The 17488-nt window shown below is 59.6% G+C and carries 14 protein-coding genes and 1 riboswitch; of the genes, 13 read left to right on the forward strand and 1 reads right to left on the reverse strand.

The genetic code is table 11. The annotated features are described in order from the left end of the window. The first annotated feature begins 972 nt into the window (after positions 1-972). From ORS3428_RS26250 to ORS3428_RS26260, 3 genes are all read left to right on the forward strand, one after another. Complete coding sequence (locus ORS3428_RS26250; RefSeq protein WP_157895993.1) at positions 973-1929, forward strand: omptin family outer membrane protease; 957 nt, start codon at positions 973-975, stop codon at positions 1927-1929. Positions 1930-2876: 947 nt separating this feature from the next. Continuing rightward, positions 2877-4031, forward strand: coding sequence for a porin (locus ORS3428_RS26255; RefSeq protein WP_071101193.1), 1155 nt, complete (start codon positions 2877-2879; stop codon positions 4029-4031). Between the two features lie 133 nt (positions 4032-4164). After that, on the forward strand, positions 4165-4461 hold the full coding sequence (locus ORS3428_RS26260; protein WP_071101194.1) for a hypothetical protein: 297 nt from the start codon (positions 4165-4167) through the stop codon (positions 4459-4461). Positions 4462-4543: 82 nt separating this feature from the next. Here the strand turns inward: ORS3428_RS26260 and ORS3428_RS26265 are convergent, their stop codons facing one another. Further along, entirely contained in the window at positions 4544-4732 is a 189-nt protein-coding gene (locus ORS3428_RS26265; RefSeq protein ID WP_040982589.1) for a hypothetical protein, read from the reverse strand. Between the two features lie 183 nt (positions 4733-4915). Between ORS3428_RS26265 and ORS3428_RS26270 the strand changes: the two genes are divergently transcribed. The 10 genes from ORS3428_RS26270 to glyA all read left to right on the forward strand — a co-directional run bounded on the left by ORS3428_RS26270 (position 4916) and on the right by glyA (position 17455). Then, positions 4916-6145, forward strand: coding sequence for a Fic family protein (locus ORS3428_RS26270; protein ID WP_071101195.1), 1230 nt, complete (start codon positions 4916-4918; stop codon positions 6143-6145). A 730-nt stretch (positions 6146-6875) separates the two neighbouring features. Further along, entirely contained in the window at positions 6876-8420 is a 1545-nt protein-coding gene (locus tag ORS3428_RS26275) for a Fic family protein (protein WP_083355298.1), read from the forward strand. Positions 8421-8624: 204 nt separating this feature from the next. After that, positions 8625-8740, forward strand: a riboswitch (TPP riboswitch). A gap of 104 nt (positions 8741-8844) precedes the next feature. Then, entirely contained in the window at positions 8845-10686 is a 1842-nt protein-coding gene (thiC, locus tag ORS3428_RS26280) for a phosphomethylpyrimidine synthase ThiC (RefSeq protein ID WP_071101197.1), read from the forward strand. A gap of 2 nt (positions 10687-10688) precedes the next feature. Next, positions 10689-11657, forward strand: a complete 969-nt coding sequence (gene thiO / locus ORS3428_RS26285; protein WP_071101198.1) for a glycine oxidase ThiO — start codon at positions 10689-10691, stop codon at positions 11655-11657. Positions 11658-11679: 22 nt separating this feature from the next. Then, a complete protein-coding gene (thiS, locus tag ORS3428_RS26290; RefSeq protein WP_040982579.1) occupies positions 11680-11877 on the forward strand; it encodes a sulfur carrier protein ThiS in 198 nt (65 codons plus the stop codon). Positions 11878-11880: 3 nt separating this feature from the next. Beyond that, on the forward strand, positions 11881-12654 hold the full coding sequence (locus ORS3428_RS26295; protein ID WP_071101199.1) for a thiazole synthase: 774 nt from the start codon (positions 11881-11883) through the stop codon (positions 12652-12654). Beyond that, positions 12651-13256, forward strand: a complete 606-nt coding sequence (locus ORS3428_RS26300; RefSeq protein WP_071101200.1) for a thiamine phosphate synthase — start codon at positions 12651-12653, stop codon at positions 13254-13256. Before ORS3428_RS26295 ends, ORS3428_RS26300 begins: the two co-directional genes overlap by 4 nt. Continuing rightward, positions 13247-14005 carry a hydroxymethylpyrimidine/phosphomethylpyrimidine kinase gene (locus ORS3428_RS26305; RefSeq protein ID WP_071101201.1) on the forward strand — a complete coding sequence of 253 codons (759 nt, stop codon included), beginning with the start codon at positions 13247-13249 and terminating at the stop codon, positions 14003-14005. The genes ORS3428_RS26300 and ORS3428_RS26305 overlap by 10 nt, the downstream gene beginning before the upstream one ends. A gap of 716 nt (positions 14006-14721) precedes the next feature. Beyond that, on the forward strand, positions 14722-15078 hold the full coding sequence (locus ORS3428_RS26310; RefSeq protein WP_071101202.1) for a hypothetical protein: 357 nt from the start codon (positions 14722-14724) through the stop codon (positions 15076-15078). A gap of 1039 nt (positions 15079-16117) precedes the next feature. Continuing rightward, entirely contained in the window at positions 16118-17455 is a 1338-nt protein-coding gene (glyA, locus tag ORS3428_RS26320) for a serine hydroxymethyltransferase (RefSeq protein WP_071101207.1), read from the forward strand. Positions 17456-17488 lie beyond the last annotated feature (33 nt).

Below are 17488 nucleotides of genomic sequence, written 5' to 3' on the forward strand. Positions count from 1 at the left end.
ATTTTTGTAACGTCTTCATATTTTTGTATAACGTCTTCACATGTACGGGCAGCGAGCAAACGTCATGCCAGACGCAGCGGTGGCTTAAATTTCAATTAGTTAGCAATTCTTCGCGCCTTATGGGCAAAGCGGCGTCGCGATTTTGTCGAATTCCTTGCAGGAATTTGAAGGGAACCGGTCGATAGTTCTTTCATAAACTAGCTGTCGGCACGCCTGGGCGAGATGCCTCGTTGTACGTCCGCGAGCGGGAAGCCACGGTTGGCGACGCGAGTGGCAACAGCCATGCTCGAGCATGGCATCCGACGTGGACTGATGTGGATCAAGACAAAGCTAACGGGCGATCCCGCCGCGGTCGAATGATCGGAACCAGAAGCCCGACCTGGCTCCACCAGTCGGATTCCGACRACGAGCCGGGCCGCTGTTCCCGCCAAGCGAGGTTTTCACTGTGGCGACGCCCGGATTCGCGCGAGGGGCTTCCGCGCCATGGCCGACCTTGGGAAATCTGCCGGCGTGGCATCCGCGAATCGGTCGAACCGGGGACTTTGAAGGTCACAAGATCCGCAGAATTTGAAGAGCTTTCATGCCGCAACCCCCTCACCGACAACTTGCGACAGGATGCTTTGACATTGTGCGAGCCGAGACGAATGTCGGACATGCGGCGATCGGTTGGCATGCGTCTCATGAGTTCTTTCTTTGGCACGCATGTTGCTGCGAGTGTCGCTAAACGCGTCTCGCGGAGAGTGTTGCAATGTTCGCCCCATGCTGTCTGCTGGGATCAGGCCGTACCGTAAGACAATCGCGGAGCAGAAGAAGCAAGCGGCCGCACGGCAAGCAACAGTCAGGCCATGGCTGCGAGGCACTTTGCCACGCTGTCCTTTTGCCTGKAGACCAACTCCGCAGTCGGTCCAAGCTGGYCAATTTTGTGGATGTCCGCGCCAGAACCCGAAGATCAACACAAAGGAGAATCTGCCGATGCGGCGAATGCTTTTGATATATGTCGCGCTTTGCGGTCTGTCGGCGGGTGCGGCCGCAGCCGACGGCCCGGTGTTCGCGGAACCGGCGGTGCGAGCCGACGCAGTGGCCCCGGTCTTTTCGTTCGAGGGCGGGCTACGCTACTGGTACAGTAGCGGCGAAGCATCGAAGGACCTCTACGACAGCAGTGGCACGGTGATGGTGTCGCGGCTCACATAYGACGATCTCGGTGCCCTTTCGGGCGAAGTCTTCCTCAACGCGACCCACAATCCGACTGGCATCTTCGTCAAGGGCTTCCTCGGTGCGGGCGGGATCCCCAAGGGTTCTCTTACTGACGAGGATTTCGTGCACCCCTCTTTGTCCATGARATCCTATTCGAGCACGTTGTCCGATCARCACAACGGTCGCATCACGTATTTCACCGCCGACCTCGGATATAATTTCTGGAACACGCCGCGTTACCGCATGGGTGCTTATGTCGGATACAATTTCTGGAACGAGAGCTACCATACCATCCATTGCGCGCAGCAGGCGGCCAATCCGGGGATTTGCGTACCAGCCATTACGAACAATATGGGCGTCATCAGCCAGGATAACGATTGGCATTCGCTGCGACTAGGCCTGGCCGGGCAGACGCAACTCACCGAACGACTCACCCTTTCCGGTGACGTCGCAGTGCTGTTGACGCGGCTTGACGGCAAGGATCAGCACCATCTGCGCCCAGAGATCAATCCGATGCCCGAAGACGGCAACGGACATGGCGTCCAACTCGAGGCAATGTTGAACTACAAAGTCACGGATTTGTTCAACATCGGCGTCGGCGGCCGCTACTGGCGCACGGCAGCTGCTGGCGCCGCTCATTTCGAGAGGACGCCGGGCGGTGGTTGGCCGCAGGTCCAGCATTGGGAGGTTGAACGCTACGGCGTGTTCGGCCAGGCTAGCATCAAGTTCAACTGAGAAAGCACTGCCAGCGCCAGGTTGCCGTTGGRCAATCGCAGTCCTGCTGCATGATCAGACGCGGCCGATTTCGCAACATGGCCGAGTCTCGCGAACGAGTACGGCAGCCGTGAGGCTCGTGTGCAACGCACACGCCCTGTTCACCGCGTGTTGGTTGCCGTCGCACCTACCCCTCGTTAAGGGGAGCCCGGTCGGGAAAAGCATCGAATGCGACAGCAACCGCGCGAATCGCGAAGCGATGCTGCCGCCCGTAGCGCTAACAGGACCGTTTTCGATGTCCACTTTCCCGTCCTTGGTCAATTTGCCAAGCGATTCAGGTGAATTGAGAAAACGGCAATAACGCTCACGGAGTGGGCCGCGCTGCAAGGATCACATGCCCAGTCTCGCTCACGACCATTATGTCAGCGTCGTGCGGCACCCGCCTGACGTACCGAGCGGTGCCGCCGCATGACGTCTCAATAATCGAGGCTCACAGCAAACAAAGGCTGTCGCCTTTGAACGAGACCTGTCGCATATCGAACACACGACCATATCCGAAACCTTGGCATTTCGTGGCCGGCTTGATCTCAAGGCAAAAAGAGAAGGAAGCCGCGAACCAAGCTCCGCCGGCAAACTTGAGTGTCAACTCGCAGCTGCGTCGCCGGATGGYACGTCACTTGCGAATGCAACTTTGGAAGYCRTTGTGAGGGTCTCCTCACAACTAGCGGAGATGACTATGGCGATTGGTTCACAGTGTTGTATGGCAGCAGTTAACAGATCTATAGATGCCACGCTGTTTAACGATATGATTCAGCTTCTTCGCCTCTGTTCTTGAACAATTGTCATGACGGGCTCGTTACACTGTGAAAGGCGCAGGGCATTGCGCCTCACTTTAAGATCGTGGGGATAAGGGAAGGATCCGCTCTTTGACGCCCTTCCTCTTTTATATCTTTGAACGGAGATCCAGAATGAAGATCACGAGCCTTCTTCTCGGCTCAGCTGCGACCCTCATTGCAGTTTCCGACRCACGCGCCGTCGACGCCGAGCCAGTTGCGGACGAATACGTCAACATCTGCGACGTCTATGGCGCAGGCTTCTTCTATATCCCAGGCACCGAAACCTGCCTGCGCATCGGCGGCTATGTCCGCTATGACATCGGCTTGGGTGACGTCGGCTCGTTGGATGGCGCAAAGGCAACCGACCACGAGGACGGCAGCGCCAATGCAACCTGGAAGAAGAATGCACGCTTCACGGTGAAGACCTGGACGAACCGGGAAACCGAGTTCGGCACGTTGAAGACCTATACCGAAGCCCAAATGAACTTTGGTAACCTAAACGATTATTCAGATCCAGACAGTACTCAAAACTATGCCTCCAATAGGGATCTCAGCCTGACTTTCGCCTGGATCCAGCTTGGCGACCTTCGAATTGGTAAGGACTGGTCGGCCTTCGACATGTTTATTGGCTATCCCGGYAACGTGCTCAATCAGATGCTCGTTCCCTACGGTGATTTGGAAACCAACGTCATCCAGTACTACTTTGACGCCGGCGACGGCTTTTCGGYCGTGGTTTCCCTTGAAGAAGGCGAAGGCGTGGTCGGCACCATCGATAGCTACGTACCGCACGTGGTCGGCGGCCTGAAATACACGCAACAGTGGGGCGCGATCACCGGGGTTRCGGCTTATGATAGCAACTACGGATCGGTGGCCGCCAAAGTCCGCGTCGACGTCAATGTCACCAGCGAGCTGTCGCTATTCGGAATGTTAGGCTACGGCTCCAATGGCAGGCTGAACAATGGTTCCACTAATGCAATCGACGCTCACGGCCGCGGCTTCTATAAAACTTGGGGCGGCAACTGGGCCTTCTGGGCTGGCGCCACTTACAAGTTCAACGAGACAACTGTCTTCAACCTTCAGGTCTCGGGTGATCGGTTCAAGAACTATGGTGTCGCTGCGAACGTCGCCTATACGCTCATTCCAGATTTCACGGTAACAGCCGAAGTCGACTATGACCACTGCGGCGACTTTGGCGTCGGCATGGTGGACCCTTCCAACGTGAACTGGACTAACGCCGACAAAAACAACAGCGTCGGCGGCATCCTGCGTTTCCAACGCTCGTTCTAACGGATGAAGAGCTGCATCCAGGTAATTGCGATGACAGGTAGCAACCGCCACCAGAAGTCTAATCCGACGAGTTGAAGGGCAAACGAAGCGAGCTGGCAGGGCGTGCCCGCGAGCTGGTGGCGGCGCTTGCCAGTTGCAGGCGCAGATCGCGGCCGTCGACAAGGTGATCTCGATCTACGAGCCGGAATGGAAGCCGGACGAGCAGCCGCGGAAGCGCCGCGGCCGTCCGCCCACGGCCATGAGCGGGAAGGAACTCGACAAGTTTATCGGCGGGACGAACAAGCGACAGATGACGCTCGAGATCCTGCGCACCGTCAGGCGGCCGCTGTCGACCRCCGAATGCGCCCAGGAATTCGCGACAAGGCACGGCCTTTCTGGAGACGACCCCCGGGTCGCCCTCATCGGCAAACCGCCTGTCATCGATCCTTGATGCTCTCCAGAAGGCTGGGCGCGTCCGCCGCGCTGGCATGCTGGACGGCCACCGCCGCCTGTGGGAGATCGCTGCCTGAGGCTCAGGCGGGCGCGAACGGCCTGTCGAAGTCCTCGAAGTCCGGATCGGGCGGGCTGTTCCCCTGCCAGTAGCCGCAGAAGTTCCTCGAGGTCGGGTTCCGCATCGCGGCGAACAGGACCAGCGCCGTCAGCTGGCCGTTACTCTTCCGGCGATTGTCCTCGCGCCAGGCAAGATCGGCGACGTTAGACAACTGGGGGGCGATTTGCCGTATCGAGATTGCAGGGCATTCGCTTAGGCCCTCGCCMCACTCCTGCGGCGTACACACTGCGATGTGGCAACGAAGATCGGCAACAATAATCGGCAACCCCTTGCCTATTGCTGACGTAAGTGCCTTACATAAAAGGCAATTGGGATCTTTTAGGATCGGCAAAAAATGCTTGAAACGCCTGCTCGTATCGAGCCCTGTTTTTTCCAGGACACCATCCCGTCCGTCTTAGCGGACCTCAYGGTAGAACTGCAGAGGGAGGCAGACAATTTGGGGCGTGGCCTCCATCCAGAATCGGCTGCGGAACTCGCCGACCTGGTTCGGATGATGAATTGCTACTACTCGAACCTGATCGAGGGGCACAACACGCGTCCCAAGGACATCGAAAAGGCACTGGCGGGTGCAGAGGTGGAACCTGAACGGCGAGCATTGGCGCTCGAGGCCAAGGCGCACGTTATCGTCCAGCGCAAAATCGATGAGATGTACTCCAAAGGAGATTTGCCGAGCCCGACGTCGGTTGAGTTCATCGCTTCGGTGCATCGCATGTTCTATGACGAGATGCCCGCAGAATTCAGGTTCATGGAACGACCAGATGGATCGAAGGTCGAGATCGTTCCCGGTGAGTTCAGAAAGACTGCGAGCGACGACGTGGTTGTCGGAAGACATCAGCCACCCTCTTCAGATCGGGTCGAGGCCTTCATGGCGCACTTCTCAAAGCGTTTTGGAGTAGCGGAAAAATGGGCGAGCACCCGTATCATTGCCATCGCTTCCGCTCACCATCGTTTCAACTACATCCACCCGTTCCCTGACGGCAACGGCCGTGTGTCCCGGTTGATGWCGCACGCGATGGCGCTGAAAGCAGGCATCGGGGGACATGGCTTGTGGTCGATCTCCAGAGGCCTGGCCCGCGGTCTCAAGGATCGAGGCGAATACAAACGGATGATGGACCACGCAGACAGCCCCCGTCGCGGAGACCTCGATGGTCGGGGCAATCTCTCGGAAGCAGCTCTCAAGGACTTTTGCGAGTGGTTCCTTACCGTGGCACTCGACCAAATACGCTTCTCCACAGCGATTTTCGACCTTGGTCGCCTGGAAGATCGGTACCGCTTACTCGTCAAGGACATCAGCGCAGACAAACGCGCGCCCGATCTCTTAGCGGCAGTCCTCAAACACGGATCACTCGAGCGCGGTGATGTTCATCTCGTTCTCAAGACATCGGAAAGAACGGCACGGAACACGATGGCAGCAATGGTTAGACAAGGCTTCCTAAAGTCCGAAACGCCCAAAGCCCCTGTCCGAATTGCTTTCCCGCTGGACTATCGCGAGAGGCTCTTCCCGAATCTGTTCACCGATGCCGAATTGACCACACCCGATCCGCGACCCCTATCGTTCCGCTGACAGCGGTCAACGTGACAAGCTTGATCTGGTAGCGGTTGCTACCGAGATCAATTCCACAACACCCCAAGAGATCATCGCATGGAAGCGAGGCGAGATTGGAAGCCTCGACAACAGGCTGGATGACGTTCGAGATCGGGATACGGGCGAATGTGCAGGCGACGTTCATGCTTGAACGCTCATAGCTGCAGCACGCATGAGCCTGTTTCGGTCGTCCTGCAAGGAAGTCCAGGGTTCGCCGTCGGCTCAGGTACAACGTCGTTGCACGCGGGCGAGCAGCGGCTTCATCACCGATCCGCCGCACGGCGGCGTTCGACCGTGGGGAATCCCGACCCATCGAGCATTACTGAAACCGAGCCCTAGCGATTACCCAGACAGGTACCGCCCTCTTAGCCCAGTTTCTTGACGCGATGGCGGTTCTTCCTGCCGGTCCAGGCAATGGTCGCGAGGTGRCCGTTGGTCACGGTGACGATTTCGCGATCGCGCAAATGCGACGCCAGAAGGGGCTACTCATCGCGGCGTTCGTTTCGCCCCGACAGAGACGTTCGGCACGCTGCCACCCTGCGTTAAGACGGCCCAGTCGTAGCAGAAATCTTGAGCGAAACCTCTCAGCAACATTGTGGAATCCGTTTTCGGCAAAATCCAGCTTGCAGCATCTATTTTCATGGGATAGGTTCATTTTTCATGGACACTGGCCGACTTGGACAGGAATTCGAGAGAAGAGCCCAATTTCATGACATCGGCCCAGCAGAACCAATTTTCAGGGCCTGTTATCGTTTTTCAGGAAGTCCGTCTTCCCGAGACGGCGACCCCGGCCGGCTATAGCGCCCTGATCGGAGCCTATGGTCTCGCTGTGCCATTGCCGCGAACGTTGTCTGCCACCGGCCAGCATCATCGCGTTACCGAACGGAATGGCTGGCGGATCATGACGCCCCGCTATGCTCCGCATCCAACCCTCGAAGGCCACCTAACCTTCGCGCTCAAGTACGAAGGGCTCGACCTAGCCGTCCTCAAGCGGCTCTTCCAAGTGACCGGTCCGAGGCCGATCGAGGCGCTGGTCCGTGAAAGCCCGAGCGGTGGTTATGCCCGCCGAATCTGGTTTTTATATGAATGGCTGACAGGCGCGCGTCTCGATCTGCCCGATGCTGATGCCGGACGCTATGTTCCGATCATCGATCCCGAGCTGCAGTGGTCCGGACCCGAGAAAACCGTCTCGCGCTACCGCATAAAGGACAATCTCCCCGGTACGCCTGAGTTCTGCCCTCTGGTGTTCCGCACCAAGACGCTCGAAAAATTCATCGGCCTTGAGCTGGCGCGACGCGCGGAGGCAATCGTAGCGGACGTGCCGCGCGACCTCCTTGCTCGGACCGCCGCCTTTCTTTTGCTCAAAGACTCCCGATCAAGCTACGCGATCGAGGGCGAGCGCCCGCCGGAAGATCGCATCCAACGCTGGGGCCGCGCTATCGCCGAAGCTGGCCGGCAACCAATCGATCGCGATGAGTTGCTTCGCCTGCAAAGAATTGTCCTCGGCGATGCCCGTTTCGTGAGACTTGGCTTTCGAAAGGAGGGAGGCTTCGTCGGTGAGCATGACAGGGAGAATCGCATGCCCCTGCCCGATCACATCAGCGCTCGGCCTGAGGACCTGCCGCGGCTGATTGACGGGATGGTGGCCTTCGATCAAGGCCCCRCGAAAAACCTTGATGCAGTCATCGCCGCCGCTATCCTCGCCTTCGGCTTTGTCTATATCCACCCGTTCGAGGACGGAAACGGCCGTATTCACCGCTATCTAATCCATCACGTCCTTGCCACGCACGGCTTCAATCCGTCGGGAGTGGTGTTTCCCGTCTCGGCCGCGATCCTGGACCAGATAGATGAGTACCGGCGCGTGCTCGAGAGCTATTCCCGGCGCCTTTTGCCATTGGTCCGCTGGGAAGCGACGCCGCAATTCAACGTCCGGGTGCTGAATGACACCGGGGATTTCTACCGATTTTTCGACGCAACCCCGCAAGCCGAATTCCTCTATTCCTGCGTTCAAAGGACGATCGAACGGGACCTTCCCGACGAAACCGCTTTTCTGCAGCGCTACGATCATTTCCGGCAACAGATCGGTACCTTTATCGACCTGCCCGACYGGCTAACCGATCTACTCTTCCGTTTCCTCCATCAGAATGGTGGCCACCTGTCGAACCGCGCCCGCCAAAAGGAATTCGCCGCGCTGACCAACGACGAGGCAAGGCGCATCGAAGCGATCTACGCRCAAACCTTTGGTGCCGATTGAAGGCGAGCTCATCGCAAGAATCGAACTTTCAGTCCGGTGATTTGACAATCTTCTTGTCCCTTCCCCGCCCTGTCTCGGGCGCGCGATTTGTCGCCGCCATGTGYGCGAACTGTTTCCCGCAGTTTGATCAGCAGCCGATCAGCGCCGCGGCCTGCCCRCTGCCCGAACGCGCTTGACAAGATGGCGCTGGCCCGTCCACCCTAGGCCATTCACCAGGGGAGTCCCGGCAAGGGGCTGAGATACTGCTGGCTTTGCGGCGCAGTGACCCGTTGAACCTGATCCAGTTCATACTGGCGTAGGGACGGTGCAAGCGCTTTGCGGGAGTTCATGCCCGAAGACCTGCCTCAAGCAGGTAGATCGAAGCGTCTTTTCATCCTTCCGGCACAGAACTGGGTCTCCAATGCAACGAGCAAAGGAGCCTCAAATGAATGCCCTGACCCCGACCGTATCGACCGGGCCATTGCCCGCTTCGCGCAAGATCCACAAACCCGGCATCCTCCATCCGCAGATCAGGGTGCCGATGCGCGAGATCGCGGTGCACCCGACCGCCGGCGAGCCGCCGGTGACGGTCTACGACCCGTCCGGCCCCTACACCGACCCCGCGATCGAAACCGATATCGCGAAGGGCCTTGCCCGGTTTCGGCAAGACTGGATCGCGGCGCGCGGCGATGTCGAATCCTATGACGGCCGCCATGTCAGGCCGGAGGACAACGGATTTGCGGCAGGCGAGCGTCTCACGCGGGAATTTCCGATCCGCAACCGTCCACTGAGGGCCAAAGCCGGCAAGGCCGTCACCCAGCTCGCCTATGCGCGCGCGGGCATCATCACCCCCGAGATGGAATTCGTCGCCATCCGCGAAAACCTCGGCCGCGAGATCCTGCGCGGCACGCTGCAACAGGACGGCGAGGCGTTCGGCGCATCGATACCGGACTTCGTCACGCCGGAATTCGTACGCGACGAGGTGGCGCGAGGCCGTGCGATCATTCCCGCCAACATCAATCATCCCGAGAGCGAGCCGATGATCATCGGCCGCAATTTCCTGGTGAAGATCAACGCCAATATCGGCAATTCCGCCGTCACCTCCTCGATGGCCGAAGAGGTCGAAAAGATGGTCTGGGCGATCCGCTGGGGCGCCGACACTGTCATGGACCTGTCGACCGGCCGCAACATCCACAACATCCGCGAATGGATCGTGCGCAACGCGCCGGTGCCGATCGGCACGGTGYCGCTCTACCAGGCGCTGGAGAAGGTGGGCGGCGTCGCCGAAGATCTGAGCTGGGAGGTCTATCGCGACACGCTGATCGAGCAGGCCGAGCAAGGCGTCGACTACTTCACCATCCATGCAGGCGTGCGGCTGCATTATATCCCCCTGACCGTCGACAGGATCACGGGCATCGTCTCCCGTGGCGGCTCGATCATGGCGAAATGGTGCCTGCACCATCACCGCGAAAGCTTCCTCTATGAGCATTTCGAGGAAATCTGCGACATAGCCAGAGCCTATGACGTCTCCTTCTCGCTCGGCGACGGCCTTCGACCCGGCTCGATCGCCGATGCCAATGACCGAGCCCAATTCGCCGAGCTGGAGACGCTTGGCGAACTGACGAAGATCGCCTGGGCAAAGGACTGCCAGGTGATGATCGAGGGCCCCGGCCATGTTCCCATGCACAAGATCAAGCACAACATGGACAAGCAGCTCGCCGTCTGCGGCGAGGCGCCTTTCTACACACTCGGACCGCTGACGACGGACATAGCGCCGGGCTACGACCACATCACGTCCGGCATCGGCGCCGCCATGATCGGCTGGTTCGGCACGGCCATGCTCTGCTATGTGACGCCGAAGGAACATCTCGGCCTGCCGGATCGCAATGACGTCAAGACCGGCGTCATCACCTACAAGATAGCCGCGCACGCCGCGGATCTCGCCAAGGGGCATCCGGCGGCGAAGATCCGCGACGACGCGCTTTCGCGGGCACGGTTCGAGTTCCGCTGGGAAGACCAGTTCAACCTGTCGCTCGATCCCGAGACGGCGCGCTCGCTCCACGACGAGACGTTGCCCAAGGAAGCCCACAAGCTGGCGCATTTCTGCTCGATGTGCGGGCCGAAATTCTGCTCCATGCGCATCTCCCACGACATTCGCGCGGAAGCGCAGAAGGAGGGGATGGCGGCAATGGCGCAGAAATATCGCGCGGGCGGCGATCTCTACATGCCGGTCGAAACGCCCGGAGCGGAAGAGCAGGCTTTGGCGCAGAACCAGGAGACCCACTGAGCATGCGCCGCGTCCTTGTCAAAGGCGCCGGTGTGGCAGGCCTCACCGGCGCCCACGAATTGGCCGCGCGGGGTGCGTCGGTCACGATTGCCGAAATTCGCAGCCACATAGGCGGCAACCCCTCCTGGCTTGCCGGCGGCATGCTGGCCCCCTGGTGCGAACGCGAAAGCGCCGAGGAGGCAGTTGTCACGCTCGGCAAGGTTTCGGCCGACTGGTGGGAAAGAACACTGCCTGGGCTCGTGACGAGGGCCGGCACTCTCGTTGTCGGCCATGCGCGCGACGCCTCCGAGCTTGCGCGTTTTGCGGCGCGTACCCGCAACCATGAGTCCGTCGACGAAGAGGCGATCGCCGCCCTTGAGCCCAACCTCGCCGGCCGCTTCCGTCAGGGCCTGTTCTTTGCCGGCGAAACCCATCTCGACCCCCGCCGGGCTCTCGAAGCTCTCGTGGATAAACTGCGCGCCATGGGCGTYGTCTTCCTTTTCGAGGCGGGCGAGATCGCTCCTTCCGGCTTCGATCAGGTGGTCGATTGCACGGGCATGGCGCGGGCCGACGACGATCTGCGCGGCGTGCGCGGCGAAATGCTGCTCCTGCGCACACGTGATGTCTCGCTTGCCCGGCCCGTGCGTCTCCTCCATCCGCGTCATCCGATCTATATCGTGCCGCGGGCCGATCATCACTTCATGGTCGGCGCGACCATGATCGAAAGCGACCATGACGGGCCGATCACCGCCCGTTCGCTGATGGRGCTCCTCAATGCGGCCTACGCACTTCATCCGGCGTTCGGTGAGGCCGAAATCGTCGAGACGGGAGCGGGCGTGCGCCCTGCCTATCCCGACAATCTGCCACGGGTGAAGCGTCGGAAGGACGGCGCGATCACGATCAACGGCCTTTACCGRCACGGTTTCCTGCTTTCACCGGCCATGGCCACGCAGGCTGCCGACCTTCTCTTCAATGCATCTGCCGACAATTGATCTGTCGGCTTGGAGTCTAAAAATGAAGCTGATCGTCAATGGCGAAGCGCTTGAGGTCGAGGCGACGACGCTCGACGCCCTTTTGAAGGAGCTTGACTATGAAGGCGGCTGGCTCGCCACCGCGCTCAATGGCGATGTCGTGCCTGCGGCCGAACGCGCGGAATGCCGGGTAAACGAGGGCGACCGGATCGAAATCCTGTCACCCATGCAGGGAGGCTAGCCGATGTTCGATCTTCTCGGGACAAAGCTTGCCTCGCGCCTGCTGCTGGGCACCGCCCAATATCCTTCGCCGGCGATCCTGGCCGATGCGGTCAAGGCCTCCGGCACCTCGGTGGTGACCGTCTCGCTGCGCCGGGAAATGGCCGGCGGCAAGGCCGGCGAGAAATTCTGGTCGCTGATCCGCTCGCTCGGTGTGAGGGTGCTGCCCAACACCGCCGGCTGCCATTCGGTCAAGGAAGCCGTGACGACCGCGAAGATGGCGCGCGAGGTCTTCGGCACGTCCTGGATCAAGCTCGAAGTGATCGGCAACCACGACACGCTGCAGCCCGACGTGTTCGGCTTGGTCGAGGCCGCACGCATCCTTAGCGAGGACGGTTTCGACGTATTCCCCTATACCACCGACGACCTCGTCGTCGCCGAGCGGCTGCTGGAGGCAGGCTGCAAGGTCCTGATGCCGTGGTGCGCGCCGATCGGTTCGGCGCTCGGACCGATCAACATCATGGCGCTGCGCGCGCTGCGCGGGCATTTCCCCGACGTTCCGCTGATCGTCGATGCGGGGCTCGGACGGCCGTCGCACGCGGCAACCGTCATGGAACTCGGCTTTGACGCCGTGTTGCTCAACACGGCGGTCGCCAAGGCGGCCGACCCGGTGGGCATGGCGCGGGCTTTCAGCAAGGCGGTCGATGCCGGCCGCGAAGCCTATGATTCGGGACTGCTCGAGCCGCGCGACGTCGCCGTGCCATCGACGCCTACGATCGGCAAGGCGGTTTTTTCATGAAGCTCGATCCCTTCTACCTGATCGTCGACAGCGCCGCCTGGATCGAGCGGCTGGTGCCGCTCGGCGTCAGGCTGGTGCAGCTGCGCATCAAGGACATGGACGAGGACAGGCTGCGTATGGAGGTCCGCAACGCAAAGGCCTTGTGCGCACGACATGACTGCCAGCTCATCGTCAACGATCATTGGCGCCTCGCGATCGAGGAGCGCTGCGACTTCGTCCATCTCGGCCAGGAGGATCTGCAGGCCGCCAACCTCCCTCARATACGGGCGGCCGGCGTCAGGCTCGGGCTGAGCACCCATGATCATTACGAACTGGAGATGGCCATGGCCGCGAGTCCCGACTATGTTGCGCTGGGTCCCGTCTATCCGACCATCCTGAAGAAGATGAAATGGGCACCGCAGGGACTCGAAAGGGTTCGCGCCTGGAAGGACGCCGTCGCACCCATTCCGCTGGTCGCCATCGGCGGCCTCAATCCCGAGCGGCTCGACGGCGTTTTCGCGGCCGGCGCCGACAGCGCGGCGGTGGTGACGGACATAACGCTGAACCCGGATCCCGAAGCGCGCACCGGGGAATGGATCGAAAAGACGGAGGAATGGCGCTGAGTCAAAACCTGAATGTGCTTGTCGTTGGCGGATCGGACTCCAGTGGGGGTGCCGGAATTGCACGCGATATCGAGACGATCTCTTCAATCGGCCTGCGCACTTGCGTTGCTGTCACCGCGGTAACGGTGCAGACGCACCACGCCGTCAGGCATATCCGTCACATGCAACCCGGCCTGGTGGCCGATCAAATGCGGTCGGCGTTGCAGGCCAACGCGGTGGCGGCCATCAAAATCGGCATGCTCGCAACTGCGCAGATCATCGCTGCCGTCGCCGCCGTGCTGCGCGAAAATCCGCGGATACCGGCAATCCTCGATCCGGTGCTGGCTTCCTCGTCGGGCAGGCCGCTGCTGGAATCGAGCGCGATCGACGTCATGAAGCGTGATCTCATGCCGCTTTGCCGCCTGGTCACGCCCAACCTGATTGAGCTGGCGGTGCTGACCGGCTCGGAATTGGCCGCGGGCGACGACGACGCGCTGCGGCAGGAAAGGCGATTGCTTGCGGAAGGCCCGCAGGCGCTGCTCATCAAGGGCGGCCACGCGGAAGGGCCAAGGTCCACAGATATCCTGTTGAGTCGCGGCCGGGAACCCATCCGCTTCGACATGCCCAGGCTTGCCGGATCGATGCGCGGCACTGGCTGTATCCTGGCCAGCGCGATTGCGGCGTATCTGGCGATCGGGGATTCGATCGAGAAAGCCGTGCTCCAGGCCAAGCTTCTTGTCTTCGAAAAGATTTCGAAGAACCCCGTGTGAGTATCGGGCTCGCGATAGTCGCCCCTGCTTCGCCTCGAACGATCATGTTCGCCGGCCGGTGTCTCATTACGAAAGCATCTGGCTCCTGACCTTTTTGTGGCTCTGGTTCGTCGATTGGTGAATGATGTTCGGTTCGGCCGACAATAAGCGGCGGGAGCTAGACGTGCAGTCCCCGACAGGCTGAGGATGCCCTATGGCAAATGTTCTTCACGGCAGCGCCTTACGACGCTGCGTCGTGGAGCCGACCGCAATCGCTGTCCTCAACGATATAAAAGTGGCGGCGATCCTTGAGGCTCGGAGAATATGAGCAAGGTGGTGGACGATTTGAGCTGCTATGCTGGCAGCGGGTGTGCGGATCCTCCTGATCAAAGATGGMTACGCTCCAGAACTTTCAATTGAGCCGTATCCTGTATGACGCCGCCTGCGGCTTTCTCCTCGACCTCAATCTCGCTGACCAGGATACGGTCAGACGGAACTTCATGTCATTCCCCTCTGGACCGCACGCCAATAGCGGCCCGCTCCGAACTGGCACCCTTCGTCAGCATCGTGCGCCCATGCCGACTTAGTTTTGCTCATTTCCCGTACCAAGAGATGGGAATCGTTGATTAATCCCGATGACGCCACCAKCCCGAAGTCGGCAAAATCCAGCCTTCGAAGGAACCTAGGGATCAGTTCACATCTGTGCGACGACTGCGCAGACCTGCAGAGAGAGACAATTGGACGAGCACAATCCCAAGGAAGAACCAATCGAGACCGTCTTCCGGAACGGCACGATCACCGTCGTCGGCATATTGCTGGCGTTTTCCCTGGGTTTCGTCACACATTGGGYGGCAAACCCGGTTCCGTGGCGACTTTACGACCTGTTCGCAGTGGTCCCAATCCTGGTCGGCATAGCCTCGCAGATGCGGGCGCTGTCGCTGTTGCTCGACATGAGTTCACTGCGACGCCACGTCTACGAACGGGCCAACCRCATTTTCATGGCCGGCCTCATCCTGACTGCATGCGGCGTCGGGCTGGCAATTCTGCTTGACGTCGTCGAAGTGGCGTCTATGGGCACGCTGCCTGGAGCGTAACGAAGGCACCACCATCAAGCGCTTTCACGCCTTATGCGTTCATCTCAGCGCGGTTGCGACTGCTGGCCCGATCTTGTCGAGCACGTCTTCAAAATCAAAAAGCCGCAGGCCGTACCACGATCGATGCGCTTCGAAGCAAGGGTGTTATTGGCATTCTTCCATCCCTGCCATGTTGYCCCATTGGTTTGAAACTATGCGACGGTGCCCCATTGGTTTGAAACCATGCGGCTTGGCCCWTCTTGACCGGCATCTCGGCAAGCAGGAATTGCAACAGTTTCTTCAAAGAAAATCATAGACTCTTAGCAACCCGAAATCGCTGAGAATGGTAGGCTTGTCTCAACGTCTCAGGTCAGCCAGAGGACTCAAAACCGCGGTTCTTCCCATTCTGCGACTGCCGAACCGCACGAAATCTAGAACTAAAGGCAATAGCAAGAAGAACTCCCGTCATGGTTGCTCCAACTCAATCATTGTCGGTTCGAAAAAATTACATGCGTGGAAATAAGTACGCATCCACGCGACCGTCGAAATCGTCCGGCCTGAGATATAAGCAACGTGACAATTTCGGTTCGAAAGTTGCTGGTCTGCGGAGAACGCCAAATGACAAATTCAGTGCAACGAGTGTCCATTCTTTCCAATGTGGCTTGATGCTGAACAATGATGACACTGGTCAGTCGCCTAAGGACGGCAGCGCATTTTGATCGCCTTCGAATCCTGGGCCTTTGCGCGCATGCGGATCTAACAGTCTGCGAGCTGGCAGACATTTTGGGACTGCGTCGCGATCGCGTTKTGCGACACGTCCGGCTACTCGCCAGAGCCGACTTTCTTTGCTGCGACGAACAGCGCCCGTGGCGCTCCTACCAACTCAAAACAGGAGATAAGGACGACGGTCTGGTCCAATTGCTAGTCGATCTCCTGCCCCACTGCGATGGCCATCATGAACGAGACCTACAACGACTCGAAGCGATACAAAACGAGCAGCCGAAGGGGACAGCCTGCTTGATCGTGAAATAGATCGAGCCAATTGGAGCGCGAGCCTATGATGGATAACTCTGCTGAACGCGCCAACGCGCAGCCTGACGCTTACGGGCGCACTTCCTTGGCCTCGGTTGACAGCCGCGTTCACGAACTGCTCCTGAGACAAGAGCGACAGGAGCGCACGACGCTCAAACTAATCGCTTCTGAAAACTTTGCCTCCTCGGCAGTGCTCGAAGCGACCGGGTCCATTTTCACAAACAAATACGCCGAGGGGTACCCCGGTGCGCGCTACTACGCGGGAAACGAGGTCGTCGATGAGCTTGAGAACCTCGCCATCGGGCGCTTGAAGAAACTATTCGGAAGCGAACACGCCAACGTCCAGCCCTATTCCGGCTCGCCGGCCAATCAGGCTGTCTATCGCGCGCTTTTGAAGCCCTGCGACAAAGTCATGGGCTTGCCCATTCCGGAAGGGGGTCATCTGACCCATGGTTGGGCTATCAACTTTTCCGGGACCGACTACCGACGAGTCCCCTATGGGCTACACGAAAAGACCCAGCAAATTGACTATGACCTCTTGCGCGAGACCGCTAAGCGGGAACGGCCGCGGCTCATTTGGATCGGCGGAACTGCTTATCCGCGTGTCTTTGACTACGCGGCAATGGCAGAAATTGCTCTGGAGGCGAACGCCTATCTCGTGGCCGACATTGCGCACATCAGCGGCCTGATTGCKGCAGGAGCGCATCCGAATCCCGTATACCATTGCGACGTCGTCAGCAGCACCTCTCATAAGTCGATCCGCGGCCCCCGCGGTGGCTTCATTTTGTCGAGGAATGAGGACCGTTATCAGGCGCTCTATCATGCGAAAAGCAAATACAATCTCGCCAGGCGGATTGATCRCGCGGTGTTCCCTCACCTGCAGGGCGGGCCACATATGAATGTTATCGCTGCGCTAGCAGTCGCCTTACAGGAAGCGGCGACCCCGGCATTYCGTRTCTACGGSCAACAGACCGTCAAGAATGCCAAGGCKCTKGCCCAGGCGCTGCTTGAGCGAGGTTATGACCTGGTTACCGGGGGGACCGACAATCACATGCTCATCCTTGACCTGCGCGATCGACCACTGTCGGGCAAGGCCTATGCCGAGCGATTATCAAAGGCAGGCATCATTACGAACTTCAATATGGTGCCGGGGGATCCGCGCGATCCGGCGGTTACAAGCGGAATTCGCTTGGGGTCGCCAGCAGTGACGTCAATGGGCATGCGCGAGGGGGAAATGGYGCAAATCGCTGCCTTTATTGACCTGGTCTGTCGCCAGCCCAACGATCTGGATGTTCATGCCAGCGTGCGAAAAGACGTTGCCGAGTTATGCGCTGCATTCGAGGTCCCGGGCATCACCGACAGGTAAAGCGGGCTAAGAAAAATGCCCCATGCAAACTCC

The sequence above is a fragment of the Mesorhizobium sp. ORS 3428 genome (assembly GCF_001854785.1).
In the GTDB taxonomy this organism is placed as follows: Bacteria; Pseudomonadota; Alphaproteobacteria; order Rhizobiales; family Rhizobiaceae; genus Mesorhizobium.

Bases quoted from the DNA above. Each gene is read 5' to 3' on its own strand.
- thiS (WP_040982579.1), top strand. From the start codon at position 11,680: ATGAAGCTGATCGTCAATGGCGAAGCGCTTGAGGTCGAGGCGACGACG.
- ORS3428_RS26295 (WP_071101199.1), top strand. From the start codon at position 11,881: ATGTTCGATCTTCTCGGGACAAAGCTTGCCTCGCGCCTGCTGCTGGGC.
- ORS3428_RS26305 (WP_071101201.1), top strand. From the start codon at position 13,247: ATGGCGCTGAGTCAAAACCTGAATGTGCTTGTCGTTGGCGGATCGGAC.